The organism is Falsiroseomonas sp. E2-1-a20, from assembly GCF_051433195.1.
Classification (GTDB): Bacteria; Pseudomonadota; Alphaproteobacteria; order Acetobacterales; family Acetobacteraceae; genus Falsiroseomonas.
The window spans coordinates 21399-48376 of sequence record NZ_JBHMFT010000003.1 but is presented as its reverse complement, the minus strand read 5'-3'; the positions used below and the strand labels follow the sequence as shown (position 1 = coordinate 48376).

The 26978-nt window shown below is 71.0% G+C and carries 27 protein-coding genes and 1 riboswitch; of the genes, 17 read left to right on the top strand and 10 right to left on the bottom strand.

Annotation, left to right across the window (positions count from 1 at the left end):
- Positions 1-5: 5 nt before the first annotated feature.
- Positions 6-488: a DUF192 domain-containing protein gene (locus tag ACFHPP_RS04835; protein WP_437162134.1), complete on the bottom strand. Its 483-nt coding sequence runs from the start codon at positions 486-488 to the stop codon at positions 6-8.
- Entirely contained in the window at positions 485-1657 is a 1173-nt protein-coding gene (locus tag ACFHPP_RS04830) for an acetoin utilization protein AcuC (RefSeq protein WP_437162133.1), read from the bottom strand. The genes ACFHPP_RS04835 and ACFHPP_RS04830 overlap by 4 nt, the downstream gene beginning before the upstream one ends.
- A gap of 78 nt (positions 1658-1735) precedes the next feature.
- Positions 1736-1844: riboswitch (TPP riboswitch) on the top strand.
- Here ACFHPP_RS04830 and ACFHPP_RS04825 point away from each other — a divergent pair.
- The 4 genes from ACFHPP_RS04825 (at position 1835) to ACFHPP_RS04810 (ending at position 4774) form a co-directional block, all read left to right on the top strand.
- Entirely contained in the window at positions 1835-2596 is a 762-nt protein-coding gene (locus ACFHPP_RS04825) for an ABC transporter ATP-binding protein (RefSeq protein WP_437162132.1), read from the top strand. (Overlaps the previous riboswitch by 10 nt.)
- Entirely contained in the window at positions 2593-3351 is a 759-nt protein-coding gene (locus ACFHPP_RS04820) for an ABC transporter permease (protein ID WP_430671310.1), read from the top strand. Before ACFHPP_RS04825 ends, ACFHPP_RS04820 begins: the two co-directional genes overlap by 4 nt.
- On the top strand, positions 3348-4310 hold the full coding sequence (locus ACFHPP_RS04815) for an ABC transporter substrate-binding protein (RefSeq protein ID WP_437162131.1): 963 nt from the start codon (positions 3348-3350) through the stop codon (positions 4308-4310). Before ACFHPP_RS04820 ends, ACFHPP_RS04815 begins: the two co-directional genes overlap by 4 nt.
- Entirely contained in the window at positions 4307-4774 is a 468-nt protein-coding gene (locus ACFHPP_RS04810; RefSeq protein WP_437162130.1) for a YaiI/YqxD family protein, read from the top strand. Before ACFHPP_RS04815 ends, ACFHPP_RS04810 begins: the two co-directional genes overlap by 4 nt.
- Here the strand turns inward: ACFHPP_RS04810 and ACFHPP_RS04805 are convergent.
- Both ACFHPP_RS04805 and phnF read right to left on the bottom strand, forming a co-directional pair.
- Entirely contained in the window at positions 4771-5910 is a 1140-nt protein-coding gene (locus ACFHPP_RS04805; RefSeq protein ID WP_437162129.1) for an alpha-D-ribose 1-methylphosphonate 5-triphosphate diphosphatase, read from the bottom strand. The genes ACFHPP_RS04810 and ACFHPP_RS04805 overlap by 4 nt on opposite strands.
- Positions 5911-6675, bottom strand: a complete 765-nt coding sequence (phnF, locus tag ACFHPP_RS04800) for a phosphonate metabolism transcriptional regulator PhnF (RefSeq protein ID WP_437162128.1) — start codon at positions 6673-6675, stop codon at positions 5911-5913.
- A 124-nt stretch (positions 6676-6799) separates the two neighbouring features.
- Between phnF and phnG the strand changes: the two genes are divergently transcribed.
- The 8 genes from phnG to ACFHPP_RS04760 are packed head-to-tail and all read left to right on the top strand — an operon-like array spanning position 6800 to position 13147.
- On the top strand, positions 6800-7279 hold the full coding sequence (gene phnG, locus ACFHPP_RS04795) for a phosphonate C-P lyase system protein PhnG (RefSeq protein WP_437162127.1): 480 nt from the start codon (positions 6800-6802) through the stop codon (positions 7277-7279).
- A complete protein-coding gene (phnH, locus tag ACFHPP_RS04790; protein WP_437162126.1) occupies positions 7276-7842 on the top strand; it encodes a phosphonate C-P lyase system protein PhnH in 567 nt (188 codons plus the stop codon). Before phnG ends, phnH begins: the two co-directional genes overlap by 4 nt.
- Positions 7843-7845: 3 nt before the next feature.
- Complete coding sequence (locus ACFHPP_RS04785) at positions 7846-8982, top strand: carbon-phosphorus lyase complex subunit PhnI (protein ID WP_437162125.1); 1137 nt, start codon at positions 7846-7848, stop codon at positions 8980-8982.
- Positions 8979-9830: an alpha-D-ribose 1-methylphosphonate 5-phosphate C-P-lyase PhnJ gene (locus ACFHPP_RS04780; RefSeq protein WP_437162124.1), complete on the top strand. Its 852-nt coding sequence runs from the start codon at positions 8979-8981 to the stop codon at positions 9828-9830. The genes ACFHPP_RS04785 and ACFHPP_RS04780 overlap by 4 nt, the downstream gene beginning before the upstream one ends.
- Before the next feature lie 41 nt (positions 9831-9871).
- Positions 9872-10642 carry a phosphonate C-P lyase system protein PhnK gene (gene phnK, locus ACFHPP_RS04775; RefSeq protein WP_437162123.1) on the top strand — a complete coding sequence of 257 codons (771 nt, stop codon included), beginning with the start codon at positions 9872-9874 and terminating at the stop codon, positions 10640-10642.
- A complete protein-coding gene (phnL, locus tag ACFHPP_RS04770) occupies positions 10639-11337 on the top strand; it encodes a phosphonate C-P lyase system protein PhnL (protein ID WP_437162122.1) in 699 nt (232 codons plus the stop codon). The genes phnK and phnL overlap by 4 nt, the downstream gene beginning before the upstream one ends.
- Positions 11334-12476 carry an alpha-D-ribose 1-methylphosphonate 5-triphosphate diphosphatase gene (locus ACFHPP_RS04765; RefSeq protein ID WP_437162121.1) on the top strand — a complete coding sequence of 381 codons (1143 nt, stop codon included), beginning with the start codon at positions 11334-11336 and terminating at the stop codon, positions 12474-12476. Before phnL ends, ACFHPP_RS04765 begins: the two co-directional genes overlap by 4 nt.
- Positions 12473-13147: a DUF1045 domain-containing protein gene (locus ACFHPP_RS04760; RefSeq protein WP_437162120.1), complete on the top strand. Its 675-nt coding sequence runs from the start codon at positions 12473-12475 to the stop codon at positions 13145-13147. The genes ACFHPP_RS04765 and ACFHPP_RS04760 overlap by 4 nt, the downstream gene beginning before the upstream one ends.
- On the opposite strand, the gene phnN is transcribed toward ACFHPP_RS04760, so the two are convergent.
- Positions 13086-13664 carry a phosphonate metabolism protein/1,5-bisphosphokinase (PRPP-forming) PhnN gene (gene phnN / locus ACFHPP_RS04755; RefSeq protein ID WP_437162119.1) on the bottom strand — a complete coding sequence of 193 codons (579 nt, stop codon included), beginning with the start codon at positions 13662-13664 and terminating at the stop codon, positions 13086-13088. The genes ACFHPP_RS04760 and phnN overlap by 62 nt on opposite strands.
- 86 nt (positions 13665-13750) lie before the next feature.
- Between phnN and ACFHPP_RS04750 the strand changes: the two genes are divergently transcribed.
- From ACFHPP_RS04750 to ACFHPP_RS04740, 3 genes are all read left to right on the top strand, one after another.
- Positions 13751-15538: a gamma-glutamyltransferase family protein gene (locus ACFHPP_RS04750; protein WP_437162118.1), complete on the top strand. Its 1788-nt coding sequence runs from the start codon at positions 13751-13753 to the stop codon at positions 15536-15538.
- Between the two features lie 93 nt (positions 15539-15631).
- Positions 15632-16600 carry a Bug family tripartite tricarboxylate transporter substrate binding protein gene (locus ACFHPP_RS04745; protein WP_437162117.1) on the top strand — a complete coding sequence of 323 codons (969 nt, stop codon included), beginning with the start codon at positions 15632-15634 and terminating at the stop codon, positions 16598-16600.
- A gap of 93 nt (positions 16601-16693) precedes the next feature.
- Complete coding sequence (locus tag ACFHPP_RS04740) at positions 16694-17398, top strand: calcium-binding protein (RefSeq protein ID WP_437162116.1); 705 nt, start codon at positions 16694-16696, stop codon at positions 17396-17398.
- A gap of 38 nt (positions 17399-17436) precedes the next feature.
- Here ACFHPP_RS04740 and ACFHPP_RS04735 read toward each other — a convergent pair whose 3' ends face one another.
- Genes ACFHPP_RS04735 through ACFHPP_RS04725 form a run of 3 tightly spaced genes read right to left on the bottom strand, consistent with a single transcriptional unit; the run spans position 17437 to position 23456 of the window.
- Complete coding sequence (locus ACFHPP_RS04735) at positions 17437-19110, bottom strand: thiamine pyrophosphate-dependent enzyme (RefSeq protein ID WP_437162115.1); 1674 nt, start codon at positions 19108-19110, stop codon at positions 17437-17439.
- A 56-nt stretch (positions 19111-19166) separates the two neighbouring features.
- Positions 19167-22328, bottom strand: a complete 3162-nt coding sequence (locus tag ACFHPP_RS04730) for an efflux RND transporter permease subunit (protein WP_437162114.1) — start codon at positions 22326-22328, stop codon at positions 19167-19169.
- Between the two features lie 15 nt (positions 22329-22343).
- The gene (locus ACFHPP_RS04725; RefSeq protein WP_437162113.1) at positions 22344-23456 is read right to left on the bottom strand and encodes an efflux RND transporter periplasmic adaptor subunit; all 1113 of its coding nucleotides are present in this window, start codon (positions 23454-23456) and stop codon (positions 22344-22346) included.
- Between the two features lie 257 nt (positions 23457-23713).
- Here ACFHPP_RS04725 and ACFHPP_RS04720 point away from each other — a divergent pair, with 257 nt between their 5' ends.
- The gene (locus tag ACFHPP_RS04720; RefSeq protein WP_437162112.1) at positions 23714-23968 is read left to right on the top strand and encodes an Lrp/AsnC ligand binding domain-containing protein; all 255 of its coding nucleotides are present in this window, start codon (positions 23714-23716) and stop codon (positions 23966-23968) included.
- A 6-nt stretch (positions 23969-23974) separates the two neighbouring features.
- On the opposite strand, the gene ACFHPP_RS04715 is transcribed toward ACFHPP_RS04720, so the two are convergent.
- Positions 23975-24955, bottom strand: coding sequence for a Bug family tripartite tricarboxylate transporter substrate binding protein (locus tag ACFHPP_RS04715; protein ID WP_437162111.1), 981 nt, complete (start codon positions 24953-24955; stop codon positions 23975-23977).
- 206 nt (positions 24956-25161) lie between these two features.
- On the opposite strand from ACFHPP_RS04715, the gene ACFHPP_RS04710 reads away from it, so the two are divergent.
- The gene (locus ACFHPP_RS04710; protein WP_437162110.1) at positions 25162-25431 is read left to right on the top strand and encodes a hypothetical protein; all 270 of its coding nucleotides are present in this window, start codon (positions 25162-25164) and stop codon (positions 25429-25431) included.
- Between the two features lie 15 nt (positions 25432-25446).
- On the opposite strand, the gene ACFHPP_RS04705 is transcribed toward ACFHPP_RS04710, so the two are convergent.
- Positions 25447-26943 carry an amidase gene (locus ACFHPP_RS04705; protein WP_437162109.1) on the bottom strand — a complete coding sequence of 499 codons (1497 nt, stop codon included), beginning with the start codon at positions 26941-26943 and terminating at the stop codon, positions 25447-25449.
- Positions 26944-26978 lie beyond the last annotated feature (35 nt).

The following is a 26978-nucleotide window of genomic DNA, read 5'->3' as shown; positions in this document are numbered from 1 at the left end:
CCGGATCAGGGCGCGGTGCCGAAGATCCGGTGCAGGACGCGGTCGCCGACGCGGATATCCAGCTTCTCCGTGATCCCGGCCTGCAATTCCAGCGTGGCGCGGACCGGGCCGCGGCTGTCGATCGGTGTCAGGCTCTGCGGCACGGTGCGTTCGGCGATGCGGTGGATGCGGCCATCGGCGGCGATGAACAGCATGTCGAGCGAGGCCAGGGTGTTGCGCATCCACATGCTGCTCTCGCGCGGCTGGCCCCAGTCGAACAGCATGCCTTCCTCCGCACCCACGGTCGGGCGGAACATCAGGCCGATCATTTGGTGGTCGGGGCTGACCGCCATCTCCACCTGGAAGGTGTGGCGGGTGCCGTTGCGGCCGAGGATGACCAGCGGTTCGGTCGGCAGCTTCGGCTGCGGCCGGTCCACGCCCGGCTGGGCCAGGGCGGCGCCGGCCATGAACAGGCCGAGCGAGGCAAGCACGGGGCGTCTTTTCATCATGGCCCGAGCATAGCACCGGCCGCGAGGCTGGCGAGGGGCGGCTCCGGCAGCCCCTCCAGCGTCCGGGCCGCCAACGCCCATATCTCCGGGCGCACGGGGCCGGGGCGGGGCTCGTCGGCGATGGTGGTGAACCAGTGCTCCGGCGGGTTGCGGCCGGCGGCGCGGTGGAAGGACAGGCCGCGCAGCACGGCCTCCGCTGCGGGCGGGATGCGGGGTGGGATCGGCAGGCGGTTCAGCGTGGCCCAGACCCCGGCCCAGCAGCGCGCCACCGACCACGGGTTGTAGCCGCCGCCACCCAGCACGATCAGCCGCGGCGCCATCCCCATCAGCGCCTGCGCCACCGCGCGATGCGCGCCGTTGGATAGTGCGAGGCGGGAGAGCGGATCCTCCGCGATGGCATCCGCCCCGCATTGCAGCATCACCGCCTGCGGCCGTCGCTGGCGCAGGATGGGCAGGATGGCGTGGCGCAGCAGCACGTCCATCTCGCTGTCGTTGAAACCCTCGGGCACCGGCAGGTTGCGGGCATGGCCGCCGGCGCGGTTCTCGGCCGGGCCGGTGTTGGGCCAGCGCCCGGCCTCGTGCACGGATACGGTGAAGACGCGCGGATCCTCCGCGAAGGCCTGCTCAACCCCGTCGCCGTGATGCGCATCGATGTCGAGGTACAGGATGTTGTCGAGGCCGAGGTCCAGCCAACGCAGCAGGCCCAGCACCGCGTCGTTCAGGTAGCAGAAGCCGCTGGCACGGTCCGGCTGGCCGTGATGCGTGCCGCCGCCCGGCACATGCACGATGCTGGCCGCCGGCCCGGCATCCCGCGTCAGGCCTGCCGCCAGCATCACGCCACCGGCGCCGGTGGCGGGGCGGGAGAACACCTCCCGGTACACCGGGTTGCCATCGGCGCCGATGCGGTGGCGCGCCTTGTGGGCCGGGTCCACCTGCTGCGTCGCCTCGGCGGCCATCAGTGCGGCGATGTAGTCCGGCGTGTGGAAGCGCAGCAGGTCTGCCGGCGTGGCGCGCGGGCTGTCACGGTACTGCGCCGGCGCCACCCAGCCCATGGCGCGCACCAGGTCCAGCATGGTCGAGACGCGCGGGATCGCCAGGGGATGCTTCGGGCCATAGGTGGAACCCCGATAGATCTCGGAGCCGATCAGCAGCGGGCGCGGGTGGATCATCCACCGGGATATGTGGGCACCCGCGGGGTTGCGCCAGCGCCCCTCTTGCGGCGGCCGGCGCCGCACCGCATACATCAGGGCGTCATCGGGGGGAGCCCATTGGGGGCTGAGAGGCGGGGGTGATCCCCGCGACCCCACGAACCTGATCCGGGTCATGCCGGCGAAGGGAACGGTGTCTTGCCTAGCCCGCCCCCGTTGGGCGCTTCCGCGCCCGGATTCCGCATCGCGTTGCCGCATGGCCTGTCGCTCGGCGGCCTGCCCGTGTTGGGGGCGCTTGCCCTCCGCATCGAGGGCGGGCGCACCACGGCGCTGCTCGGTCCCTCCGGGTCCGGCAAATCCACCCTGCTGCGGCTGGTGGCCGGGCTGGTGCCGGTGCCGGGCCACGGCCGCGTGCAGGCCGAGGATGGCGCACCGATCGCCGGCCGCGTCGCCTACATGGCGCAGCAGGACCTGCTGGCGCCCTGGCGGGACCTGCTCGGCAACATCGCCATGGGCGCGCATCTGCGCGGCGAGCGTCCCGACCTTTCGCGCGCCCGCGCCCTGCTCGCCGAAGTCGGGCTGACGGCGGCGGATGGCGCCAAGATGCCGGCGCAACTCTCGGGCGGCATGCGCCAGCGCGCCGCCCTGGCGCGGACGCTGATGGAGGACCGCCCGCTGGTGCTGATGGACGAGCCGTTCAGTGCCGTCGATGCGCCGACCCGCCACCGCATGCAGTCCCTGTCCGCCCGCCTGCTGGCCGGCCGCACGGTCTTGCTGGTGACGCATGACCCGCTGGAGGCGCTGCGCCTGGCGGACCGCATCTTCGTCCTCTCGGGCAGTCCCTCCGTCCCGGTCGAGGTGCAAGTCCCGGAGGGTGCGCCACCCCGACCCGCCGGCAACCCGGCGCTGCTTGCGGCCCAGGCGGCGCTGCTGGAACGGCTGGCGGAGGCGGTGGCATGATCCGCGGGTTCATCGCCGCCGCCGGCCTCGTGCTGCTGTGGCAGGCCTTCGTCTGGGTCACGGAGGTGCCGCCCTTCCTGCTGCCGGCGCCCTCCCGCGTCGCCGCCGCGCTGGCGGATCGCTGGGACATCATCGCGGGACACGCCGCCATCACCGGCACGGAAATCCTGCTCGGGCTGCTGCTGGGCACGCTGCTCGGCTGCTGCACGGCGCTGGTGCTGGCGGCCTGGCCGGGCGGGCGGCGCTGGCTGCTGCCGCTGCTGCTGATCAGCCAGGCCATCCCGGTCTTCGCCATCGCGCCGCTGCTGACGCTGTGGCTCGGCTTCGGCATCGGCAGCAAGGTGGCGATGGCCACCCTCATCATCTTCTTCCCCGTCGCCACCGCCTTCTATGACGGGCTGCGGCGGACGGAGCCCGGGATGCTCGACCTCGCCGCCACCATGGGCGCCTCCCGCTTCGCCCTGCTGTGGCGGGTGCGGGTGCCGGCCGCCCTGCCCTCGCTGGCCTCGGGACTGCGCGTCGCCGCCGCCGTCGCGCCGATCGGGGCCGTGGTCGGCGAATGGGTCGGCGCCTCGGCCGGCCTCGGCTACCTGATGCTGCACGCCAATGGCCGCAGCCAGACGGACGTGATGTTCGCAGCCCTCTTCGTGCTGATGCTGATGGCCCTCGCCCTGTGGTTCGCCACCGACTGGCTGCTGCGAAGGGCGATCCCCTGGCAGCCCGATTCCCTCCTCAGTGAAAAGGTCACGACATGAAGCGCCTGCTCGCCCTTTTGGCCCTGCTGCTGGCCGCCCCCCTCGCGCACGCGCAACCGGCGCGGGAGCCGCTGACGGTGCTGCTCGACTGGTTCATCAACCCGGACCACGCGCCCATCATCATCGCGCAGGAACGCGGCGATTTTGCCCGGGCCGGCCTCGATGTCCGTATCGTGGCACCGGCCGACCCGAACGACCCGCCGCGGCTGATCGGCGCGAAGCGCGGCGATATCGGCGTGTACTACCAGAAGAACCTCTACCTCGCGGTGGACCAGGGCCTGCCGCTGGTGCGCGTCGGCACGCTGGTGGCGACGCCGCTGTCCACGCTGACGGTGCTGCGCGACGGCCCGGTGCGGACGCTGGCGGACCTTCGCGGCAAGCGCATCGGCTATTCCGTCGCGGGGTTCGAGGAAGTGACGATGGGCGCGATGCTGGAGTCCGTCGGCCTGTCGCTGTCGGACATCCGCCTGGTGAACGTGAATTTCGGCCTGTCCTCCGCCCTGATGTCGGGCCAGGTGGACGGCATCCTCGGCGGCTTCCGCAATTTCGAGCTGCACCAACTGGATATCGAGAACCGCCCCGGCCGCGCCTTCTTCCCCGAGCAGTACGGCATCCCGGCCTATGACGAGCTGATCTACATCGCCCACCGCGATCGTTCACGGGATGCGACCCTGAGGCGCTTCATCGACGCGACCGAGGCCGCGACGCATTTCCTGGTGAACAACCCGGAGGAATCCTGGCGCATGTTCATCGCCGGCCCGCGCCGCGAGTTGGACAACGAGCTGAACCGCCGCGCCTTCGCGAGCACCGCCAACCGCTTCTCGCTGAGCCCCGGCGCGCTGGACCGCAACCGCTATGAACGTTTTGCCCGATTTCTCGCCGACCGCCGCATGATCCGCAGCGTGCCGGCGCTGGAAACCTATGCGGTGGAGCTGCCACCCGCTACGCAGGTGCGATGACCGCAACGCCGCGCTTCCTTGTTGACGCCGATGCCTGCCCGGTGCGGGACGAGATCCTGCGCGTCGCCGGGCGGCTCGGCTTCGAGACCATCTTCGTCTCCAACGGCTCACGCCCCATCCGGCCGCCGGGCGGGCGCACGCGGATCGTCATCGTCACCGATGGCGCCGACAAGGCGGATGACTGGATCGCGGAGGAGGCGACGCCGATCGATGTCTGCCTGACGGCCGACATCCCCCTCGCCGCGCGCTGCCTGGCCAAGGGCGCCTTCGCGCTGAACTTCAAGGGCCACCCCTGGACCGAGAACAACATCGGCAGCGCCCTGGCCGGCCGCGCCATCTCCCAGCATTTGCGGGAGATGGGCATGGGCGGCGGCCCGCCGCCGATGGCGGGCGCCGACAAGTCGCGTTTCCTGAACGCGCTGGATACGATGGCGCAGGCGGCGATCCGGCGGGCGAAGGGTTAGCTCACCCTCGCCGCTGCCCCAGCCGCCATCCCCGCCAGCCGCCCCTGGCAGAAGGTCGCGACCGGCGCGCGGCGGTCCGGATCGACCAGCACCACATCGCCGCGCAGCCCCGGCGCGATGCGGCCGCGGTCGTCCAGCCCCGCCGCCTGCGCCGGATTGGCGGAGACCAGCGCCCAGGCCGCCGGCAGGTCCAGCACGCCGCGGCCGGCCATGACGAAGGCGGCCTCCAGCATTGCCGGCCAGTAGTAGTCCGACGCCAGGATGGTGACCAAGCCACGCTCCGCCAGCGGCGCCGCGGCGGACCAGCCCATGTGGCTGCCGCCGCGCACCACGTTGGGCGCGCCCATCACCACGTGCTCCCCCGCCTCGCGCGCCGCCTGGGCGACGGCCTCCGACATCGGAAACTCGCAGACCGCGGCGCCCAGCGCGCGAAACGCGGCGCGATCCTCCGGCGTCGCGTCGTCATGGCTCAGCATGGGAATGCGTAGCGCCCGCGCCGCCGCGGCAAGCTGGGCATGCGCCTCTGCCACCTCGCCGCGCCGGGCCAGCGCGGCCTCGGCCAGCACCGTGAAATCCGAGACGGCGACGCCACCGCGCTGCGCATAGGCCGCGGCCTTGGCCGGGTCCGGCAGGCGCCGGACGATGCCGGGCGTGTGGTCGTTGAAGGCCAGCAGCGCGACGCGGCCGGCCGCCATGTCGGCCAGCAACTCCTCCAGCGCATCCAGGTTGTCCGCCTCGTAGCGGCAATGGATGCGCAGGTCGCAGCCGCCATCGGCACGCACCGCCTGCACGGCCGCCAGCGTCCGGCGCCAGGCCTCGATGCCGCGCAGCCCCGGCTCCCAGGACAGGGTCACGCCGAGGCAGGCGGTGGTGATGCCGGCGGCCAGAAGCTGCGCCGCCGAATCGCGCATCGCGAGGCCGGCCGGGAATCCGATGCCGGGGCGCGGCTGCATCTGCCGTTCATGCGCATCGCCGTGGATATCGACCAGGCCCGGCAGCACCAGCAGCCCGGTGGCATCGAAGCGCCGCGCGCCGGCCGGCGCGGCGGCGGCAACCAGGCCATCCTCCAGCGCCACCGCCGCCGGCCGCAGGGCGCCATCGAGCAGCGCGGTGCCGCCTTCGATCAGCCAGCTCATTCAGGACTCCACGACAAGCTGCGCGCGGCCGGCGGCATAGCGGGCGATCGAGAGGTCCACCACCTCCCCGGCCGGATCGACATTCACCGCCTCCGTCACCAGCACCGGGCGGTTGCGGGATTGCTGCAGGATCTCGGCTTCCTCCGGCGTCGGCAGGCGGGCCGTGATGCGGGTGACCTTGCGGCTGTAGTCCGGCACGCCGCAGGCGGCCAAGGCGGCGCTGATCGACGGGTCCTTGCGCAGCAGCTCCGGAATCCGGCCGAAGCGCGTCGAAGGAAAATGGTGCGTGCCGAGCACCAGCGGCCGGCCATCCGCCAGCGACAGCCGTTCCACCACCACCACCGGCCGCCCGCGCCGGATGCCGAGCTGCTCGGCCAGGCCGGTTTCCGCCGCCACCTCCGCCACGCGCAGGATGCGGCCGCCAGGCTCGCGGTTCTGCCGGCGGATGATCTCGGCGAAGCGCGTACGCGGGCCGAGGCGGTAGTCCACCACATCCTCGGCCACGAAGCTGCCGCGGCCCTGTTCGATGCGGACCAGGCCGCGGCCTTCCAGCTCCTCCATCGCGCGACGCACGGTGTGGCGGTTGACGCCGTACTGCGCCGCAAGCTCCGCCTCGGTCGGCAGGCGGCCGCCGGGCGGGTGGGTGCCGCCGGCGATATCGCGCTCCAGCCGCTGCGCGATCTGCCGCCAGAGCGCGACCCCCTGGCCGCGTGCCAGGGCGATGCCGCTGGCGGGGGCGTCGTTCGGTGCCGGTTCGTTGATCATGGGCCGATGCCTGGGCCTGCATGGTTCGTCATGGAATCTTCAAACCCCTCCCGGTTCGCTTATGCGAGTTTTGCTTGACCTTATCGGGGCGGATGACTAGTTGTCTAGACAATATGAGCATCCCATGAGCCCAGACCCCGACACCCCAACCCCCAACAAGGTTGAGAATAATGCGGAGCGCCGGCGGTGGATGTCCATCCTCGCCCGCGCGGATGCCACGGAGATCGTCGCACGGCTGGAGGCGATGCCGCCGGCGCCGCCCCATCGCAGGCTGCGTGGGCCGGAGACCGGCCTGGTGATGGTGCGTGGCCGCGCCGGTGGCGATGGCGCGCCCTTCAACCTGGGCGAGATGACCGTCACCCGCTGCGCGGTGCGGCTGGAGGATGGCACGGTGGGCCATGGCTACGTCGCCGGCCGCGATGTGCAGCAGGCGGAACTGGCGGCACTGCTCGATGCGCTGATGCAGGATGCGGCGCGGCGCCCGGCGCTGGAGGCCGCGGTGATCGCGCCGCTGGAGGCAGCGCAGGCCGAGCGCCGCGCCGGCCGTGCCCGCCGTGCCGCCGCCACCCGCGTGGAGTTCTTCACCATGACGCAGATGCGATGAGCACGTCGTTCCCCGGCTTTGCCGATCCGGTGCTGGATTCGCAGGCGGCGTTCCGCGCCGTGCTGCAGGCGATGAGCCGCCCCGGCCAGGTGCAGCGCGTGCCGCGGCTGCCGGAGGCGCCGCCGGGCCTGTCCCCCGCCGCCGCCGCCGTGCTGCTGGCGCTGGTCGATGCCGAGACGAAACTGCGCCTCGCCGCGGGGCCGCAGGCCGAGGCCTGGGTGCGATTTCATTGCGGCGCGCCCTCCGCGCCGGCCGGCACCGCCGCCTTCGTGCTCGATCCTGCCGCGCGATTGGCGGAACTGGACCCGGGAACGGAGGATGAGCCGGAGCGTGGTGCGACCTTGATCCTGGAGGTCGACGCCGTCGAGGAAGGCTCGGGCTGGCGGCTGACCGGGCCCGGCATCCGCGACGAGCACCGGCTTCGCGTGCGGGGCGCCCCGCCCGGCTTCCTCGCCAACTGGGCGACCAATCGCCGCCAGGCGCCCTGCGGCGTCGATGTCATCCTGTGTGCCGGGGACCGCCTCGCGGCGCTGCCGCGCAGCGTCGCGATCGCGGAGGGCTGAGGCATGTATGTCGCGACCAAGGGCGGCGAACGCGCCATCGGCGCCGCCCATGCCTGGCTCGACGAGACCCGCCGCGGCGATCCCGCCCTGCCGGAACTGACCGCGGCGCAGGTCGAGGCGCAGCTTGGCCTCGCCGTGGACCGCGTGATGGCGGAGGGTTCCTGCCACGATCGCGGCCTGGCGGCGCTGGCCGTGAAGCAGTCCCGCGGCGACCTGATCGAGGCGGCGTTCCTGCTGCGCGCCTACCGCACCACCCTGCCCCGCTTCGGCGCCAGCCTGCCGCTCGACACCAACGCGATGGCCCTGCACCGCCGCATCAGCGCCACCTACAAGGATTTGCCGGGCGGCCAGGTGCTGGGCTCGACCTTCGACTACACGCACCGCCTGCTGGATTTTTCGCTCGCGGCCGCAGGTGGATCACGGCAGACGCCGCCGGAGGCCGCGGCGAGTGCGGAGCCAACACCGCGCGTGACGGAAATGCTGGCGCGCGAGGGTCTGATGCAGCGCGAGGCTTCGAGCGAGGCGGAGCCGGGCGACCTGACGCGGGAGCCGCTGTCGTTCCCGGCTGACCGTCCCCTGCGGTTGCAGGCGCTGGCACGCGGCGACGAGGGATTTTTGCTGTCGCTCGGCTATTCCAGCCAGCGCGGCTACGGCAACAACCATCCCTTCGTCGGCGAGATCCGCATGGGCGAGGTGGCGGTGGAGTTCGTGCCGCCGGAACTCGGCTTCGCCATCGACCTCGGCGACATCACCGTGACCGAATGCCAGATGGTGAACCAGTTCAAGGGCAGCCGCACGGAGCCGCCGCAATTCACCCGTGGCTACGGACTGGTCTTCGGCCATGGCGAGCGCAAGGCGATGTCCATGGCGCTGGTCGACCGCACGCTGCGCGCCGCCGAACTGGGGGAGGACGCCACGGCGCCGTCTCAGCAGCAGGAATTCGTGCTGTCGCATTGCGACAATGTCGAGGCCACGGGCTTCGTCGAGCACCTGAAGCTGCCGCACTACGTCGACTTCCAGTCGGAACTGGAAAACGTGCGCACCATGCGCGCCAGCGTGCAGCAGAGCCCTCTCCCCCCTGGGGGAGAGGGTTGGGTGAGGGGGTCCGCGCCACAAGATCAGCCGGAGCCGACCACATGACGCACGACCCGGGCTACAACTTCGCCTACCTCGACGAATCGACGAAGCGGATGATCCGCCGCGCCATCCTGAAGGCCGTCGCCATCCCCGGCCACCAGGTGCCCTTCGGCTCGCGCGAAATGCCGCTGCCCTATGGCTGGGGCACCGGCGGCATCCAGGTGACGGCGGCCGTTCTTGGCCCGGCCGACGTGCTGAAGGTGATCGACCAGGGCAGCGACGACACCACCAACGCCGTCTCCATCCGCGCTTTCTTCCGCCGCACGGCCGGCATCGCGACGACGGAAAGCACGGAACAGGCCAGCATCATCCAGACCCGTCACCGCATCCCGGAACGCGCGCTGCGGGAGGATCAGATCCTGGTCTACCAGGTGCCGATCCCGGAGCCGCTGGGGCGGCTGGAGCCGCGCATCGCGGAGACGCGGCGGATGCACGCCATGGCCGACTACGGGCTGATGCATGTGAAGCTGTACGAGGACATCGCCCGCCACGGCCACATCGCCACCAGCTATTCCTATCCGGTCATGGTGAACGACCGCTACCTGATGTCGCCCTCCCCCATCCCGGCCTTCGACAACCCGAAGATGGACCGCATGCCGGCGCTGCAATTGTTCGGCGCGGGGCGGGAGAAACGGATCTACGCGGTGCCGCCCTATACCAGCGTCCGCAGCCTGGATTTCGACGACCATCCCTTCCGCCCGATCCGCGCGCCGCATGCCTGCGAATTGTGCGGCTCCGGCGACACCTACCTGGACGAGGTGCTGACGGATGATGTCGGCGGCCGCATCTTCGTCTGCTCCGACACGGATTTCTGCCGCGAACGCCAGGCGATGAAGGAAGCGGCGGAATGAGCGTCAGCGAAGAGCCCTCGCCCCCCACAGGAGGGAGAGGGTTGGGTGAGGGGGGCACGCCGCCCCTCCTCTCCGCCCAGGACCTGGTGCTGCGCTTCGGCCGCATCGCCGCGCTCGATGGCGTGGCGCTCGACATCTTCCCCGGCGAGGTGGTCGCCATCGTCGGTGAATCCGGCAGCGGCAAGACCACGCTTCTCCGGGTCCTTTCCGGGCTGATGCGGCCGGATGCCGGCGAGGTCCGCTACCTCGGCCAGGACGTGCTCGGCATGACGGAAGCCGCGCGGCGCCGCCTGATGCGCACCGAATGGGGTTTTGTCCATCAGAACCCGCGCGACGGGCTGCGCATGGCCGTCTCCGCCGGCGGCAACATCGGCGAGCGGCTGATGGCGACCGGCGCACGGCACTACGGCAACATCCGCGGCCAGGCGGCGCATTGGCTGGAGCGGGTGGAGATCGACCCCGCCCGCATGGATGACGTGCCCCAAAAGTTCTCCGGCGGCATGCAGCAGCGCCTGCAGATCGCCCGCACGCTGGTGACCCTGCCGAAGCTGGTCTTCATGGATGAGCCGACCGGCGGCCTCGATGTCTCCGTCCAGGCGCGGCTGCTCGACCTGATCCGCGCCCTGGTGGCCGACCTCGGCCTCGCCGTGCTGATCGTGACGCACGACATCGCCGCCGCCCGGCTGCTGGCGCACCGGATGCTGGTGATGCGGCATGGCGTGGTGGTGGAGGCTGGCCTGACCGACCGGGTGCTGGACGACCCGCAGCACCCCTACACGCAACTCCTGGTCTCCTCGGTGCTGGCGGCATGAGCTTCGCGATCCGGACGGAGGGGCTGGCGAAGGAGTTTCGCCTGTTCCTGCAAGGCGATGTCCGCATCCCGGTGCTGGACGCCGTGGATTTCAGCGTGGCGCCCGGCGAATGCGTGGCCCTGGTCGGACCCTCGGGCGCCGGCAAATCCACGCTGATGCGCTGCCTCTACGGCAATTACGGCGCCGGTTCCGGCCGCATCCTGCTGCGCCACGCCGGCGAGGTGGTGGACCTCGCCACCGCCGATGCGCGGCTGGTGCGGGAAATCCGGCGCGAGACGCTGGGCTATGTCAGCCAGTTCCTGCGGGTCATCCCACGCGTCGGCGCGCTCGACATCGTGGCCGAGCCGTTGCGTGCCCGCGGCGTGCCGGAGGATGCGGCCAAGGCCCGGGCCTCGGCCCTGCTCATGCGGCTCAACCTTCCGTCAAGGCTGCACAACCTGCCGCCCTCCACCTTTTCCGGTGGCGAGCAGCAGCGTATCAACCTGGCACGCGGCTTCGCCGCGGACTACCCCGTGCTGCTGCTGGATGAGCCGACCGCCAGCCTCGACCCCGTGAACCGCCAGGTCGTCGTCGCCCTGGTCGCGGAGGCCAAGGCGCGCGGCGCGGCGCTGATCGGCATCTTCCACGACACCGAGATCCGCGACCAGGTGGCCGATCGCCTGTTCGAGGTTCTGCCCATCCAGGACGCCGCATGAATTCCGACATGATCCTGACCAATGCGCTGCTGGTCCTTCCGGACAGCGTGGTGCCCGGCACGCTGGTCCTCCGCGGCGACCGCATCGTCGAAATCCAGCCCGGTCGCAGCCACGCGCCCGGCGCGATCGACCTGGACGGCGACCACCTGATCCCCGGCATCGTCGATGTCCACACCGACAATCTCGAACGCCAGGTGCAGCCGCGCGCCACCGCGCGCTGGCCGTCACGCTCCGCCATGCTGGCACATGACAGCCAGACGGCGGCAGCCGGCGTCACCACGGTGCTGGATGCGCTGTGCCTGGGTGACCTCGGCTTCGACACCGGGCGCACGCAGACCTTCAAGGACGGGCTGGCGGATCTCGATTCCCTCACCCACACCGGGCTGCTGAAATCCGACCATTTTCTCCATCTGCGCTGCGAATTGCCGGCCTCGGACATGCCGCAACTGGTTGACCTCGCCGCCGATCATCCTTTGGTCCGCATGGTCAGCCTGATGGATCATTCCCCCGGCGTCGGCCAGTACCGCGACCTGGAACGCTACCGCACCATGCGGGTCCGCCAGGCGCAGATGAACCTGGCGCAGGTGGACCAGCGCATCGCGGAACTGCTGGACCAGCGCGCCCGCCTGCGGGAGCCGCAGCGCCGCTGGCTGCTGGACCGCGTGGCGCATCGCCACCTGCCCCTGGCCAGCCACGACGACGACAACGAGGACGACATCATCCGCAACGCCGCGGATGGCATCACCATCAGCGAATTCCCGGTGACGCGGGATGCGGCGCTGGCGGCGAAGCGGATCGGCGTGCAGGTCATCGCCGGCGCGCCCAACATCGTCCGCGGCGGCAGCCATTCCGGCAACGTCGCCGTCTCCGACCTGATGCATGACGGCGCAGTCGACGTGCTGGCCAGCGACTACGTGCCGCCCGCCATGGTGGAGGCCGCCTGGCTCGCCGCCGGGCAGGGCCACGCCACGCTGCCGGCCGCGATCGCGATGATCACCGGCACGGCCGCCCGCATGGCCGGCTTCACCGACCGCGGCTGGATCCAGGCCGGGCTGCGCGCCGACCTCGTGCAGATCCGCCCCTTCGAGGGCCATGCCGTGGTGCGCAAGGTCTGGCGCGCGGGCGAACGCATCGCATGATGCGCGCCGCCATCTACTGGGCGCCGCGGCTGGAAGACAGGCTGCACGCGCTGGGCTCGCAGTGGCTCGGCCGCGACACCGAGACCGGCGCGACGCTGGCGCAACCTGCCCTGCCCGGCCTCGACATCGCGGAGGTCACCAAGGATGCGCGGCTGTACGGCCTGCACGCCACGCTGAAGCCGCCCTTCCGCCTGGCCACCAGCTGGGCCGCGCTGCGCACCGATGCGATGGCGCTGGCGGCCCGCACCCGGCCCTTCGCGCTGCCGCCGCTGCACCTGGCCGAGCATCACGGCTTCCTGGCGCTGCTGGAGACGGAGCGCAGCGCCGAATTGCAGGCGCTGTGCGATGCCGCCGTCGCCGGCCTCGACGTGCATCGCGCGCCGCCGACCGAAGCCGAGATCGCCCGCCGGCGGCCGGAACGCCTGACGGAGCGCCAGCGGGAGAATCTGCACCGCTGGGGCTACCACTACGTCTTCGAGGATTGGTGGTTCCACGTCACCCTGTCCCGCCGCCTCGACGCCGCCGAGATGCAGGTGGTGCGGCCGGCGCTGGGAGCCCATCTCGGCGAGGTGCCCGCCACCAGGCGCCGGGTGACAGAGCTGTGCCTGTTCACCCAGGCCGGGCCGGGCGCGCCTTTCCTGCTAGCCGAGCGTCTGCCGCTGCTCGGCTGAGCGCCGCGAGGACGCGGGCGACGCCTTCCTCCCGCGTCGCATCGTTCAGCACGGTCTCGACCTCCAGCCCCTCCGGCAGCGGGGCCTCACGCGCCAGCCGGGCCTCGATATCCGCCGGCGCCTCGCGGCCACGGGCGGCGAGGCGGCCGGCGAGGACCGGCAGCGGCGCGGTGATGAACAGCACGCGCACCGGCCAGCGCATCGCGGCCTCCGTCAGCACGGTCCGGGACAGGTTGGCGATGACGACGCGGCCGGCGGCCAGCGCCTCCTCCACCTCGCGGGCGATGCCATAGAGCAGGCCATGCGCCTCCCACCACAGCGCAAAGCCGCCCGCATCCCGCACTACGCAGAAGGCCTCCCGCGTCATTGGCAGGTGGTCCTCGCCGCCGGCCTCGGCGGGGCGGGTGATGCAGCGGCGGGCGAACAGGAAGCGCGGGTCATCCGCCAGGCGTGCCTGCGCCGCCGCCATCAGCGTGTCCTTCCCCGCACCGGAGGGTCCGACGACCGGAACAAGCATCGTGGTTGCGCACCGCAATATTGACCCCGACGCTTCTGCCTGCGCCTATCGAAGGTCTCAAGACGCCATACGGAAATCGTCCCAGAATGTTCACGACGCGCCCCGAGATCGCCGGCACCTTCGGTGTCGTCGCCTCCACCCACTGGATCGCCTCGCAGGTCGGGATGGCGGTGCTGGAGCGCGGTGGCAACGCCTTCGACGCGGCCGTGGCCGCGGGTTTCACCCTGCAGGTGGCCGAGCCGCATCTGAACGGCCCGGGCGGCGACTGCCCCATCATCATCCATGATGCCAAGGCCGGCGCGCAGCGCGTGATCTGCGGCCAGGGCGTGGCGCCGGCCGGGCTTTCCGTGGCCCACGTCAAGGGCGAGCTCGGGCTCGACCTGATCCCCGGCACCGGCTTCCTGCCCGCCATGGTGCCCGGCGCCTTCGATGCCTGGGCGCTGATGCTGCGCGACTACGGCACCTGGTCGCTGCGCGACGTGATGTCGTACGCCATCGGCTACGCGCATCGCGGCATCCACTACGTCCCGCGCGTCATCGCCACGCTGAACACGGTGAAGCCGCTGTTCGAATCGGAATGGCCGACCTCCGCCGAGATCTGGCTGCGCAATGGCGGCCCGGTCGCCGGCGGGCTGTATGCCAACCCGACGCTCGGCCGCACCTGGGAACGCGTGCTGCGGGAGGCCGAGGCGGGCGGCCACGATCGCGTCGCGCAGATCGAGGCGGCGCGCAACGCCTGGTATGGCGGCTTCGTCGCCGAAGCCATCGGCGATTTCTTTGCGAAAACGGAAATCCTCGACAGCTCCGGCCAGCGCCATCGCGGCGTGCTGAGCGCGCAGGACATGTCGCATTGGCGTGCCAGCACGGAGGCGCCGCTGCGGCGCGACTACCGCGGCCACACCGTGTTGAAATGCGGCGTCTGGAGCCAGGGGCCTGCCATGTTGCAGACCCTCGCGCTGCTCGAGGGCTTCGACATGGGGGCCATGGACCCGATGGGCGAGCGCTTCGTGCACACCGTGGTCGAATGCATGAAGCTGGCCTTCGCCGACCGCGAGGCGTTCTACGGCGACCCCGATTTCGTCGACGTGCCGATCCACCATCTGCTGTCCGAGGAATACGCCGCCGAGCGCCGCAAGCTGGTCGGCGAACAGGCCTCCCTCGACCTGCGCCCCGGCACCTTGCCCGGCATGGCGACCCCCTGGGTGGACCATGATGCGGCGAGCCGGGTCGAGATGCTGACCCGCGCGCCGGGTGTCGGTGAGCCGACTGTCGCCCGCCTCGGCGTCTCCTCGGCCGACACCTGCCACATCGACATCATCGACAGCCAGGGCAACATGGTCTCCGCCACGCCGTCCGGCGGCTGGCTGCAATCCTCGCCGTCCGTGCCGGGCCTGGGCTTCTGCCTCGGCACGCGCGGGCAGATGTTCTGGCTGGACGAGAGCCTGCCGAACGGCCTGAAGCCGGGCAAGCGCCCGCGCACCACGCTGTCCCCGGCGATGGCGCTGAAGGATGGCCGCCCCTGGATGAGCTTCGGCACGCCGGGTGGCGAACAGCAGGACCAGTGGCAGCCCATCCTGTTCTCCCGCATGGTCGACCATGCGCTGAACATCCAGCAGGCGATCGACGCGCCGGCCTTCCACACCGAACACTGGCCGAGCAGCTTCTGGCCGCGCGTCGCCCGCCCCGGCAAGGTGGTGATCGAGGGCCGCTACGCCGCCGATGTCGCGCCCGCTTTGGCGGCGCGCGGCCACCTGGTGGAGGTCGGCGGCGAGTGGTCCGAGGGCCGGCTATCCGGCGCGCGCCAGGAGACCGACGGCCAGTTGTTTGCCGGCGCCAATCCGCGCGGCATGCAGGGCTACGCCGTGGGCCGATGAACGGCGGCCGATGAACGGCGGAAGATGAAGCTTGCGGTCGGCCCTGTTCTTGCATTGAATTGTTTCATTGCACGCCCTCCAGGAGCCCGACCGATGATTCGCCGCCGTAGCCTGCCCTTTCTCGCGGCAGGCCTGCTCGCCACGCCGGCCCTGGCGCAGGCCCCCTGGCCGTCGCGCCAGATCCGGCTCGTGGTGCCCTATCCGCCCGGCGGCGCCAGCGACATCGCCGGCCGCCTGCAGGCGCAGGCGCTGACGGAAGGGCTGGGCGTGCAGGTGGTGGTGGACAACCGCGCCGGCGCCGGTGGCACCATCGGCACCGCGCATGTCGCGCAGTCCGCACCGGATGGCTACACGGTGATGATGGCGAGCCCCTCCTCCCACCTCGGCGCGCCCCTGCTGTTCAAGACGCCGGGCTACGAGGGCGTCGACGACTTCACCGCCATTGCCACCTTCGCCACCGGCACGGCGATGGTCTGCGTCAATCCGCGCCTGCCGATCAACAATATCCAAGAGTTGGTGGCCTATGCGAAGGCCAATCCGGGCAAGCTGAACTACGGCTCGGCCGGTGCGGGCGGCGCCAACCACATGCTCGGCGTGCTGTTCATGCAGCGCACCGGGACGGAGCTGACGCATGTGCCCTACCGCGGCGCGGCACCGGCGCTGGCGGACCTCATCGCCGGCAACATCCAGGTGGTGTTCGACAGCTACTCCGGCGTCATCGGCTCGGTCCGGGCCGGCCAGGTGCGGGCGCTGGCGGTCACCAACCCGACGCGCTGGCCGCTGGCCCCGGAATATCCGACCGTGCAGGAACAGGGCGTGCCGAACTACGACCTGCCGAGCTTCTCCGCCGTCATGGGTCCGAAGGGCATCCCGGAGCCGATCGTGGCGCGCATGAACGCCGCGATCAACGAGGGCCTGAAGAAGCCGCAGATGATCGAGCGCCTGGCCGCCAACGGCAATGCGCCCTACCCCAGCACGCCGGCGGAGTTCACCACGCTGATGCGCACCCAGCGCAGCCTGTGGCAGGAGTTGGTGCGCTCCACCGGCCTGCAACCGGAGTAGCGATAGGCGGCGCCTGTCGTCGTGACAGGCGCCGCGCAACTGGCGCGGTGGCATCGCGACCCTGTAGCTATCCCACGGAGCAGGAGGATGGCGATGCCAACTGAGATTCCCCGCGGCAAGCGGCCACTGGACGATGTGGATCTGGTGCGCGTGGCTGGTGGAGCGGGGTCGAAGGATCCGCCAGCCCAGCAGGAGCCGGACCCCGGCCAGTACCATCTCGATCAAGGCGACGCCGGTGCCAGCTTCACCGGCGGGTCCGGCCAGGACACCATCCGCATGGGCCAGGGCGATGACAGCGCGGCCGGCGGCGCTGGCAACGACATCATCCATGGCGACAATTTCCTGGCGGCCCAGGCGATCGCCGGCGATCCGGGTGAGCTTCTGTACACCGGCCACGACACGCTGGATGGCGGCGACGGCCAGGACACCATCTACGGCGACAGCGCATCCCACCCCGGCATCGGCGGCAACGACGTGATCAGCGGCGGCACCGGCGACGGCGCGGCGGACCGCGTGTTCGGCGGCGCCGGGGACGACGTCTACACCTGGCGTCCCGGCGATGGCAGCGACCGCTTCGACGGCGGCACGGGCCTCGACACGCTGCACCTGCCGGGGATGCCGGAGGAGGTGCTGCGCATGGGCCTGATGGTCACGGGCGGGCTGGAACTGCGCAGCCTGGGCCAGGGCCTCCATGGCTTCTTCGACGCCGCCGGCAACCCGGCGACCGCCAGCGGGCAGGTCACGGTAAAGGGCGAGACGATGAGCTTCGTCGGGCTGGAGTACATCCGGCTGACATAGCCATTCGGGGGGGAGGTGTTCCCTCCCCCGGCAAGCTGTCAGGCCTTGGTGGCCTGCGCCCGCAACTGCGTGATGGTCGCGCGGTTCGTCACCTGCTCCGGGTTCATGCGGATCTCGATGATCGCCGGCTTGCCGCTGGCCTTGGCCCGCTGGAAGGCCGGCACCAGTTCATCGGTGGCCGAGACCACCTCCCCATGCCCGCCGAAGCTCTCGATGAAGCGGGCGAAGTCGGGGTTGGTCAGCGCGGTGCCGGAGACGCGGCCGGGATAGGCGCGTTCCTGGTACATGCGGATGGTGCCGTACATGCCGTTGTTGAACACCAGGATGATCGGCGCGGCCCCGGCGTGGAAGGCCGTCGCGATCTCCTGCCCCGTCATCAGCGCGCCGCCGTCGCCGACGAAGCAGACCACGGTGCGGCCGGGATTGGTGATCGCGGCGCCGATGGCCGCCGGGATGCCGTAGCCCATCGCGCCGTTGGTCGGGCCGAGAAACTCCTGCTTTTCCGAGATGTGCATGAAGCGGTTCGGCCAGGTGGCGAAGTTGCCTGCGTCGCTGGCGAAGATGGTGTCGTCCGGCAGCACCTTCTCCAGCGCCTGCAACGCCTCGGCCAGGTTCAGCGGCCCCTCGTAGCTCGGCGGCTTCGCCTGCGCCTCCCGCGCCGCGCGCACGTCGCGCCGCCAGCCGGACCAGCGCGGGTTGGCGATGCGGGGCAGCGCGGCGGCAGCGGCGGCGAAGGCATTGACGTCGGCGGTGATGCCGAGCGCCACGCGATGCACGCGGCCGATCTCCGCCTGGTCCTGGTGGACCTGGATGATCGGCTGGCGCCCGGCGAAGTCGAACAGCGTGTAGCCCTGGCTCACCGGCTCGCCGAGGCGGGTGCCGAAGGCCAGGATCAGGTCGGAGTCGCGCGCCTTGGCCACCAGCCCGGCATCGGCACCGACCCCAAGATCGCCGGCGAAATGCGCGGAGGTGCCATCGAACAGGCCCTGGCGTCGGAAGGAGACGGCGGTCGGGATGTCGTTGCCGACGAGGAAGTCGCGGATGGCGGCACGGCCCTCCGCGCTCCAGCCGCTGCCGCCGAGGATGGCCAGCGGACGCTCCGCCTTCTCCAGCATCGCCATCATGCGCGGCAGCGCCTCCGGCGCCGGATGCGCCGGCAGCACGGCGCCGCGGCCGATATCCGGCACGCTGGCCAGGTGCTTCTGCATCTCCTCGGACAGCGCCACCACCACCGGGCCGGGGCGGCCGCTGGTCGCGACGTCGAAAGCATGCGCCATCAGCTCCGGGATGCGCGAGGCCTCGTCGATCTGCGTCACCCACTTGGCGATGGGCGAGAAGAAGCGGCGGTAGTCCACTTCCTGGAAGGTCTCGCGGTCCGTCTCGTTCTGCGGGATCTGGCCGACCAGCAGCACCAGCGGCGTGCTGTCCTGGAAGGCCACATGCACGCCGATGGCGGCGTGGCAGGCGCCCGGGCCGCGGGTGACCACGGCGACGCCGGCACGGCCGGTCAGCTTGCCATGCGCTTCCGCCATGTGGACGGCCCCGGCCTCGAAGCGGCAGGTCACCAGCTCGATGCGGTTGCGCTGCGCGTACAGGCCGTCGAGCAGGTCGAGGTAGCTTTCGCCCGGTACCGCAAAGACATGGGTCGCGCCATTGGCGACCAGTGCATCGGCCAGCAACTGGCCACCCGTCCGAGCCTCGACATCCGCCACGCTGGTCGCTCCCCTGTCCATGCCGGGGAGGATTTAGCGCGGGTCGCGCCGCGCGCCTACTCCGCCGGCGCCGGATGCGGCACGGGCTGGCGCTTCTCCAATTCGGACAGCTTCGCCGCCACCGCCCCGATCGGCTTGGTGAAGGGTGCCAGCAGAAGGTACAGCGCCGGCACCGCGTACAGCGTCAGGAAGGTGGAGAAGGTGACGCCGCCGACGATGACCACGCCCAGCGCCTGCCGGCTTTCCGCACCCGCGCCGGTCGCCATCGCCAGCGGCAGGGCGCCGAAGGCGGTGGCGATGGAGGTCATCAGGATCGGCCGCAGCCGGGTGACCGAGGCCTCCAGCACCGCGTCATGCACGGAAAGGCCCCGGTCGCGCAGCTGGTTGGCGAATTCCACCACCAGGATGCCGTTCTTGGCCATCAGCCCGATCAGCAGCACCAGCCCGATCTGGCTGAAGATGTTCAGCGAAAGGCCGGTGAATTGCAGCGCCAGCAGGCCGCCCGTCACCGCCAGGGGCGTCGACATCAGGATGATGAAGGGGTGGATGAAGCTTTCGAACTGCGCCGCCAGCACCAGGAACACCACCAGCAGCGCCAGGGCGAAGGTGACGTACAGCGCGCCGGAGCTTTCCTTGAACTCCAGGCTCTGGCCGCGATAGCTGATGCGCGCCTCCGGCGGCAGCACCTCCCGCGCCACGCTCTCCATGAAGCCGAGCGCCTCGCCCAGCGTGTAGCCGGGGGCGAGGGAGGCGCTGATGGTGATGGCGCGCACCCGGTCCTCCCGCGCCAGCGACTGCGGCCGGGCGCGTTCGGACAGCGTCACCACGTTGGACAGCGGCACCAGCCCGCCCTGGGCGGACCCCGCCCCGGCGATCAGGCCAAGCTGGCCGCCATTGCTGGTACGCACGAAGATGTTCTGCAGGTCGTAGGGGCTGGCGCGGTCTTCCTCCCGCGCCTGCAGCAGGATCTTGTACTCCTGGCCCGCATCGACATAGGTGCCGACCTCCCGCGAGCCGAGCATGGTCTCGATGGTCCGGCCCATGGACTGGATCGAGACGCCGAGTTCGGCGGCCTTGCGGCGGTCGATTTCGACACGGATCTCGGGCTTGGTCTCGCGGTAGTTGCTGTCGAGGTTCAGCAGCCGCGGATTCTCCCGCGCCCGCGTCAGGAAGGCGTCACGCCACTGCACCAGCGTGTCGTAGCTGGTGCCGCCGATGACGAACTGCACCGGCGGCTGGAAGCCGCGCTGGCCGAGCGAGGGCGGGTTCAGCGCGAAGGCGCGCACGCCCGGAATCGCCAGCAGGCCCGGCATGATCTGCGCCGCGATCTCCTGCTGCTTGCGGTCTCGCTGGTCCCAGGGCGCGAGCCGCATGAAGATGTTGGCGACGTTCGCCTGCGCCGGCCGCTGGAAGCCGCCGACGGTGGCGAACAGGGAGGCGATTTCACCGCTGGCGACGAAGGGCTCCAGCACCCGCTCCACCCGCAGCACATGTTCCTGCGTGTAGGTAAAGGAGGCGCCTTCCGGCCCGGTGGTCGGGATGATGATGACGCCGCGATCCTCGGTCGGCGCGAATTCCTTCGGCAGCGTCAGGAACAGCAGCACGCCGAGCCCGGTCAGCGCCGCGACGCCGCCCATGGTCAGCAGCGGCGCGGCCAGCGCCCGGCGCAGCGTGGTCCGCAGCACCCAGTTCATGCCGAGGAAGAACGGCTCCGTCCAGCGCACCAGCCGCGACTCGCCCTCATGCGCCTTGAGCAGCTTCGAGCACATCATCGGCGTCAGGGTCAGCGCGATCAGGCCGGAGAACAGCACCGAGGCCGCCAGGGCGAAGCCGAATTCGGTGAACAGCCGCCCGGTGTTGCCGCCCATGAAGGACAGCGGCACGAACACCGCGATCAGCACCAGCGTGGTGGCGATGACCGCGAAGGCGATCTCCCGCGCCCCGCGGATGGAGGCCAGCAGCGGCTCCTCCCCCTCCTCGATCCGGCGGTGGATGTTCTCCAGCACCACGATCGCGTCGTCCACCACCAGGCCGATCGCCAGCACCAGCCCGAGCAGGGTCAGCACGTTCAGCGAGAAGCCCAGCGCGCCGAGCGCGATGAAGGAGGCGATGATGGAGACCGGGATGGCGACCGCCGGGATGATGGTGGCGCGCCAGGAGCGCAGGAAGAAGAAGATCACGACGACCACGAGGATCAGCGCGATCATAAGCGCGTGCTCCACCTCGTAGATCGACTGCGCGATGAAGGTGCTTTCGTCGTAGCCGATGACGACATCGACGCCGTCCGGGATGCCGGTGCGGATGCGCTCCACCTCCGCCTTCACGCCATCCGCGACGGACAGGGTGTTGGCGGTGGATTGCCGCAGGATGCCGAGGCCGATGCCGGGCTTGCCGTTGATGCGGTAGCCGCCGCGGGTATCCTCCGGCGCCACCTCGATCCGCGCCACGTCGCCGAGCAGCACCTGGCCGCCGCCGCTGCGCGCCAAGACAACTTGGCGGAACTGGTCGGGATGGCTGATGCGCGTGTCGGTGCGGACGGTCAGCTCCCGCGCCGAACCCTCGATGCGGCCGCCCGGCAGCTCGATGTTCTCGCGCCGGATCGCGTCCTCCACGTCCTGCACCGTCAGGCCGCGCGCCGCCATGGCCTGGCGGTCGAGCCAGATGCGCATGGAGGGCTTGCGCTCGCCCAGCACCAGCACCTGCGCCACGCCCTCCACGATCGCAAGCTGGTCGGCGAAGCGGCGGCGGGCGAGCTCGGTCAGCTCCATGCCGGACAACTGGTCCGAGACCAACGCGACCCACAGGATGGGCCGCGCATCGCCATCCACCTTCTGCACCACCGGCGTATCCGCCTGGTCCGGCAGCCGGGCGAGCGCGCGGGCCACGCGGTCGCGCACGTCGTTGGAGGCGGCATCGACGTCACGCGAAAGCTGGAACTCGATGGTGACCTGGCTGCGCTCGTCGCGGGAGGTGGAGGACATCACCTTGACGCCCTCGATCCCCGCCACCGCGGCCTCGATGATCTCGGTGATCTGGGTGTCCACCACGCCGGCGGAGGCGCCGAGATAGGTGGTGGTGATGGAGACCACCGGCGGGTCGATCGCCGGGTATTCCCGGATCGGCAGGTTGATGAGGGACGCCATGCCGAGGACGATCAGCATCAGGCTGATGACGGTGGCGAAGACGGGCCGCTTGATGGAAACGTCCGAGAGCACCATGGCGCGGTTTTCCCCTCAGGAGGTCGGGCGGACCATGGTTTCGGTGACGCGCACCGGCGCATCGTTGCGCAGGCGCTGGATGCCGCGGACCACCACCGGCTCGCCGGCCTCGATGCCCGACAGGACCTCGACCTCGCCCCGCAGGCGCTGGCCGAGGCGGACCTCGACGCGCTTGGCGCGGTTGTCGCGCACCACATAGACGAAGCTGCGGTCGCCGAGCGGGTCGATCGCCTCCTCCGGCATCAGGAGCGCGTTGGCGCGCGTTGCCAGCACCAACTCGACCGTCATGAACAGGCCGGGCTTCAGCGCCTCATCCGGGTTGTCGAATTCGCTGATCACGCGGACGGTGCGGGTGTTGGCGTCGATGCGGGTGTCGATCACGGCGACGGTGCCGGTGAAGCGCCTGTCGCCGAAGGCGCTGCTGCGGGCGGTGACCTGGCTGCCAACGCGGACGCGGGCCAGGAACACCTCCGGCACCGAGAATTCCACCCGGACACGCTCGATGTCGTCGAGCGTGGTCACCACCGTGCCGGGCTGCAACAGCGCGCCGACGCTGACCTGGCGCAGGCCGACACGGCCGGCGAAGGGCGCCGCGATGCGGGATTCCTCCAGCCGTGCTGCGGTCTGGCGCACGCGGCCCTCCGCCTGGCGGGCCTGCGCCTCCAGCGTTTCCAGCCGCTGGGCGGCGATGGACTGGCCGGGCTGCAACTGCCGGGCGCGCTGCGCCTGGCTGCGGGCGTCATCGTACTGGGCACGGGCCTGGTCGAGTTCGGCACGCAGCGCCGCGGCCTCCAGGTCGACCAGCTGGTCACCCTCCCGCACCGCCTGGCCTTCCTCGAACCGGATGCGGGTGACGATGCCGCTGACCTTGGCGGTGATGGCGACGGCGTTGCGTGCGCGGACGGTGCCGACCGATTCGGTGCGGTCCACCACGGTGCCGGTGCGCACCGGCGCCACCACGACCCCCACCGGCCCGCCGCCGCCACGCTGCTGCACCGTCGGCGCCGCCGCCTCCAGCCCCACCAGGGCGAGCGGCCGCGGCAGCCCGATCTGCTCGCCATACACGTGCCAAGCCGTTCCCACCCCGATCACGGCGGCGAGGACGGCTAGCTGGGAGGTTGTGCGCATGCGACCCCAGTTCTGACAGCGATTCTTCTGGCCCAGCCCGGAACAGCGGACAAGATACCGTTACCGTTCGTCACTGTCCGGAACCGCCAGAAAGTCGGCACCGGTCCGCAGCAAATGACCCACGTTCCGCAATTTTACAAGCAATGCTTCTTCATCAGCAGCCGAGTGCCATGCAATCGCCGTGCCCCCGCCGCGGCCCCTTCCCGCCCCGCCCCGCCCGCGCCACTCTGCGGGTCGCAGTCCGGGAGTCCGAAGCGATGCGCGCGATCTTCGTCATGGTGAAATGCGAGATGGGCCAGGCCTATCGCGTGGCGCGGGAGATGGCGGACAGCATCCCCGAATTGTCGGAGATGCATTCGACCAGCGGCCAGTACGACCTGCTCGGCAAGTTCTACCTGGAGCCGGACGACGATATCGGCCTGTTCGTGGTGGAGCGCATCCAGAGCGTGCCGGGGGTGAAGGACACCTACACCCTGCAGACCTTCAATGCCTTCTCCGGCGGCAAGGCCTGAACCGCCTCAGTTGATCTTCTGGATGCGGCCCTGCTGCAACGCATCTGCCCAGCGCGCGTCGTCGGTGGCGAGGAATTGGGCAAAGGCCGCCGGCGGGCGGAGGTCCATCTCCAGCCCCAGGGTCTGGAAGCGCTGCACCAGGGCGGGGTCGCGGTAGGCGGTGGCGACCGCCGCATGGATGCTCTCGGCCACCGAAACCGGCAGCGTCTTCGGCCCGAACATGCCGACCCAGCTCGATATGTCGTAGCCCGCGACGCCGGCCTCCTGCGCGCTCGGCACATCCGGCAGCAGCGGGGTGCGCTGCGCGGTGGAGACGCACAGCACCCGCACCCGGCCGGTGGACAGATGCGGCATGGCACTCGCGGTGCTGGTCCAGCCGCAGGGAAGGTGCCCGGCGACGATGTCGTTCATCATCAGCCCGCCGCCGCGATAGGGCACGTCCACCATCTGCACGCCGGCGAGCCGGGCGAATTCGGTGCCGGCGAAGCGGGTCACCGCCTCCGTCTGGCCGAAGCCGATGGCACCCGGCCGGGCGCGGGCCGCGGCCAGCAGCCCGGCGACATCGGCGAAGGGCTGCGAGGTGCCGGAGACCATGACCAGCGTCTGCGTCGTCATCTTCGCGATCGGCTGGAAGTCGCCGATCGGGTCGTAGCTGAGGTTGCCCATCACGTATTTGTTCAACGTGTGGGTGGAGGTCACCATGCCGATGGTGCTGCCGTCGCCCTCCGCCTTGGACAGGGCGTCGCTGCCGATGGCGCCGTTCGCGCCCGGGCGGTTCTCCACCACGATCGGCTGGCCCACCGCCGGGCGCATCGCCTCCGCCACCGCCCGCGCCAGGATGTCCGTGCCGCCGCCGGGCGGATAGGGCAGGATGACGCGCACCGGGCGGCCGGGCGCCCAGGGCTGCCCCTGGGCACGGGCGGCACCAGCCGGCAGGGCGAGCAGGGCGGGGGCGGCCAGCAGGGCGCGCCGTGTGGCGAGGGTCATGGGACGTCTCCGGTCTGGCGCGCCGTGTCCGGTTGGCCGGCGCCCTTGCGGCAACCATAGCCCGCAATCGGCCGGGCGCGAGCCCTGGCGTGAAACCCTCTGAAATGCCCGCCATGGCAGCGCCATGTTCTGGTCGCGCCTGCCCTGACGCTGCCTTCACCTCGCCGCAACGACCTGCGCAAATGGTCGTCACGGAGGATCAGACCATGCGCGTGCTTCCCGGCTTCGCCCTCGCCACCGCCCTGCTGCTCGGTGCCTGCCAGAATCCGGATGGGTCGGTGAACGTCCCGGCGACACTCGCCCTGGGCGCGGGCGCGGCGATCGCAGGCGTGGCGATCGCGTCCGCCAACGACAACAACCACCGGCACTATGACAACCGCCGCTACTACGGCCGTCCGTCCTATGGCTACAGCCGGCCCTATTATGGCCGGCCCGCCTATGGCTACGGCCACGGCCGGCCGTACCGCCGCTGGTAGCGTTCTAGCCCCCCGTCAGCCCCAGGTCTTGAACTGGGGCATGCCGGAGATCGGCGGCGCCGCCTTCAGCGCCGCGATGTCCGGCACCGGCCGGACCAGGCTGGCATCGCCGGCCACCGCCGCCTCGATCGCGGCCGCGACCGCCAGCACCAGCGCATCGCCACCGCGTGGGCCGACGATCTGCAATCCGAACGGCATCCCGGCACGATCGACGCCGAGCGGCAGGCTGACGGCCGGATGGCCCACCAGCGTCACCGCATAGGCCAGCGACAGCCAGTGGAAATAGGTGCGGGTCGGCGCGCCGTCGATCTCGGCCGGGTACAGCTCCGTCCAGGGGCGCGGGCTGATGGTGATGGCCGGGCTGATCAGGATGTCGTGGTTCTGGAAGAAGCCCTGCCAGCCGCGATAGATGCGGGTCTGCTCGCTGGCGGCGCGGGCGTAGTCGGCCAGGGTGTAGCGCAGGCCTTCCTCGACATTGGCGATGACGTTGGGGCCGACATCCTGTGGCCGAGTCCGCACCTTCTCGGCGTGTGACGCGATGAAGCTGGCGGCGCGCAGCACCTCGAAGGCCTCGTCGGTGCCGGTGCAGCCGGGCGTCGCGTCCTCCACCCGGCCGAACAGCGGGGTCAGGGCGGCGACGCGGCTGGCGAAGATCTCGCGGATGTGGCGCTCGGTGGGTGCGATGCCGAAATCCGGCGTGGCGGCGACCCGCAGCGTGCCGAGGTCGATGGCCATCGGCGGATACAGGTCGCGGTCGCCACCGCGCACGCGCCGGCCCGGCAGGGTGTAGGCCAGCGGGTCCACCGCATCGTCATCCGCCATGGCGGACAGCATCAGGGCGCAATCGCGGGCGTTGCGCGCCATCGGGCCGAGCACCGGCAGGGCGGACCAGCCATGGCCGCGCCGTTCCGCCGGCACCAGGCCCGGCGAGGGCCGGTAGCCGACGATCCCGTTGAAGGCCGCCGGGTTGCGCAGCGAACCACCGGTATCGCTGCCCGAGCAGATCGGGAACATCCCGCAGGCCAAGGCGACGGCGGAGCCGCCGGAGGATCCGGCCGCGGACTTCGTGGGATCGAAGGCGTTGCCGGTGGCGCCGTAGACGATGTTGCGGGTGTTGGCGCCGGCGCCGAATTCCGGCGTGTTGGTCTTGGCCGTGACGATGGCACCCGCGTTCCGCAGGTTGGTCACCATCGCCTCGTCGCGGGTCGGGATGTGGTCGGCGAAGATCGGGCTGCCCCAGGTGGTGCGCAGGCCCTTCACTTCCTCCAGGTCCTTGATGCCGACCGGCAGGCCGTGCAGCGGGCCGAGCCTGCCGCCGGCCATCACCTCCGCTTCCGCCTGCTTCGCCGCGGCGCGGGCGCGGTCCTCGTCCAACGCCACCACGGCGTTCACGGCATGGTTCACCGCGGCGATCCGGCCGAGGCAGCTTTCCAGCAGTTCCACCGGCGACAGCTTGCGGGCGCCGATCAGGCGGCGGGCTTCCACGGCGGTCAGGTCGCAGGCCTCGGTCATGTTCGGAATCCCGTGTCACGCAGTCTGCTGAAGCC

What these genes read in the sequence shown, in the direction of transcription:
- ACFHPP_RS04715 (WP_437162111.1), bottom strand. Translation starts at nt 24,955, where the DNA reads ATGACCCTCGCCACACGGCGCGCCCTGCTGGCCGCCCCCGCCCTGCTC.
- ACFHPP_RS04725 (WP_437162113.1), bottom strand. Translation starts at nt 23,456, where the DNA reads ATGCGCACAACCTCCCAGCTAGCCGTCCTCGCCGCCGTGATCGGGGTG.
- ACFHPP_RS04720 (WP_437162112.1), top strand. Translation starts at nt 23,714, where the DNA reads ATGCGCGCGATCTTCGTCATGGTGAAATGCGAGATGGGCCAGGCCTAT.
- ACFHPP_RS04760 (WP_437162120.1), top strand. Translation starts at nt 12,473, where the DNA reads ATGATGCGCGCCGCCATCTACTGGGCGCCGCGGCTGGAAGACAGGCTG.
- phnF (WP_437162128.1), bottom strand. Translation starts at nt 6,675, where the DNA reads ATGATCAACGAACCGGCACCGAACGACGCCCCCGCCAGCGGCATCGCC.
- ACFHPP_RS04745 (WP_437162117.1), top strand. Translation starts at nt 15,632, where the DNA reads ATGATTCGCCGCCGTAGCCTGCCCTTTCTCGCGGCAGGCCTGCTCGCC.
- phnL (WP_437162122.1), top strand. Translation starts at nt 10,639, where the DNA reads ATGAGCTTCGCGATCCGGACGGAGGGGCTGGCGAAGGAGTTTCGCCTG.
- phnN (WP_437162119.1), bottom strand. Translation starts at nt 13,664, where the DNA reads ATGCTTGTTCCGGTCGTCGGACCCTCCGGTGCGGGGAAGGACACGCTG.
- ACFHPP_RS04835 (WP_437162134.1), bottom strand. Translation starts at nt 488, where the DNA reads ATGATGAAAAGACGCCCCGTGCTTGCCTCGCTCGGCCTGTTCATGGCC.
- ACFHPP_RS04820 (WP_430671310.1), top strand. Translation starts at nt 2,593, where the DNA reads ATGATCCGCGGGTTCATCGCCGCCGCCGGCCTCGTGCTGCTGTGGCAG.
- ACFHPP_RS04780 (WP_437162124.1), top strand. Translation starts at nt 8,979, where the DNA reads ATGACGCACGACCCGGGCTACAACTTCGCCTACCTCGACGAATCGACG.
- phnH (WP_437162126.1), top strand. Translation starts at nt 7,276, where the DNA reads ATGAGCACGTCGTTCCCCGGCTTTGCCGATCCGGTGCTGGATTCGCAG.
- ACFHPP_RS04815 (WP_437162131.1), top strand. Translation starts at nt 3,348, where the DNA reads ATGAAGCGCCTGCTCGCCCTTTTGGCCCTGCTGCTGGCCGCCCCCCTC.
- ACFHPP_RS04750 (WP_437162118.1), top strand. Translation starts at nt 13,751, where the DNA reads ATGTTCACGACGCGCCCCGAGATCGCCGGCACCTTCGGTGTCGTCGCC.
- ACFHPP_RS04740 (WP_437162116.1), top strand. Translation starts at nt 16,694, where the DNA reads ATGCCAACTGAGATTCCCCGCGGCAAGCGGCCACTGGACGATGTGGAT.
- phnG (WP_437162127.1), top strand. Translation starts at nt 6,800, where the DNA reads ATGAGCCCAGACCCCGACACCCCAACCCCCAACAAGGTTGAGAATAAT.
- ACFHPP_RS04710 (WP_437162110.1), top strand. Translation starts at nt 25,162, where the DNA reads ATGCGCGTGCTTCCCGGCTTCGCCCTCGCCACCGCCCTGCTGCTCGGT.
- ACFHPP_RS04810 (WP_437162130.1), top strand. Translation starts at nt 4,307, where the DNA reads ATGACCGCAACGCCGCGCTTCCTTGTTGACGCCGATGCCTGCCCGGTG.
- ACFHPP_RS04785 (WP_437162125.1), top strand. Translation starts at nt 7,846, where the DNA reads ATGTATGTCGCGACCAAGGGCGGCGAACGCGCCATCGGCGCCGCCCAT.
- ACFHPP_RS04805 (WP_437162129.1), bottom strand. Translation starts at nt 5,910, where the DNA reads ATGAGCTGGCTGATCGAAGGCGGCACCGCGCTGCTCGATGGCGCCCTG.
- ACFHPP_RS04830 (WP_437162133.1), bottom strand. Translation starts at nt 1,657, where the DNA reads ATGATCCACCCGCGCCCGCTGCTGATCGGCTCCGAGATCTATCGGGGT.
- ACFHPP_RS04705 (WP_437162109.1), bottom strand. Translation starts at nt 26,943, where the DNA reads ATGACCGAGGCCTGCGACCTGACCGCCGTGGAAGCCCGCCGCCTGATC.
- ACFHPP_RS04730 (WP_437162114.1), bottom strand. Translation starts at nt 22,328, where the DNA reads ATGGTGCTCTCGGACGTTTCCATCAAGCGGCCCGTCTTCGCCACCGTC.
- ACFHPP_RS04765 (WP_437162121.1), top strand. Translation starts at nt 11,334, where the DNA reads ATGAATTCCGACATGATCCTGACCAATGCGCTGCTGGTCCTTCCGGAC.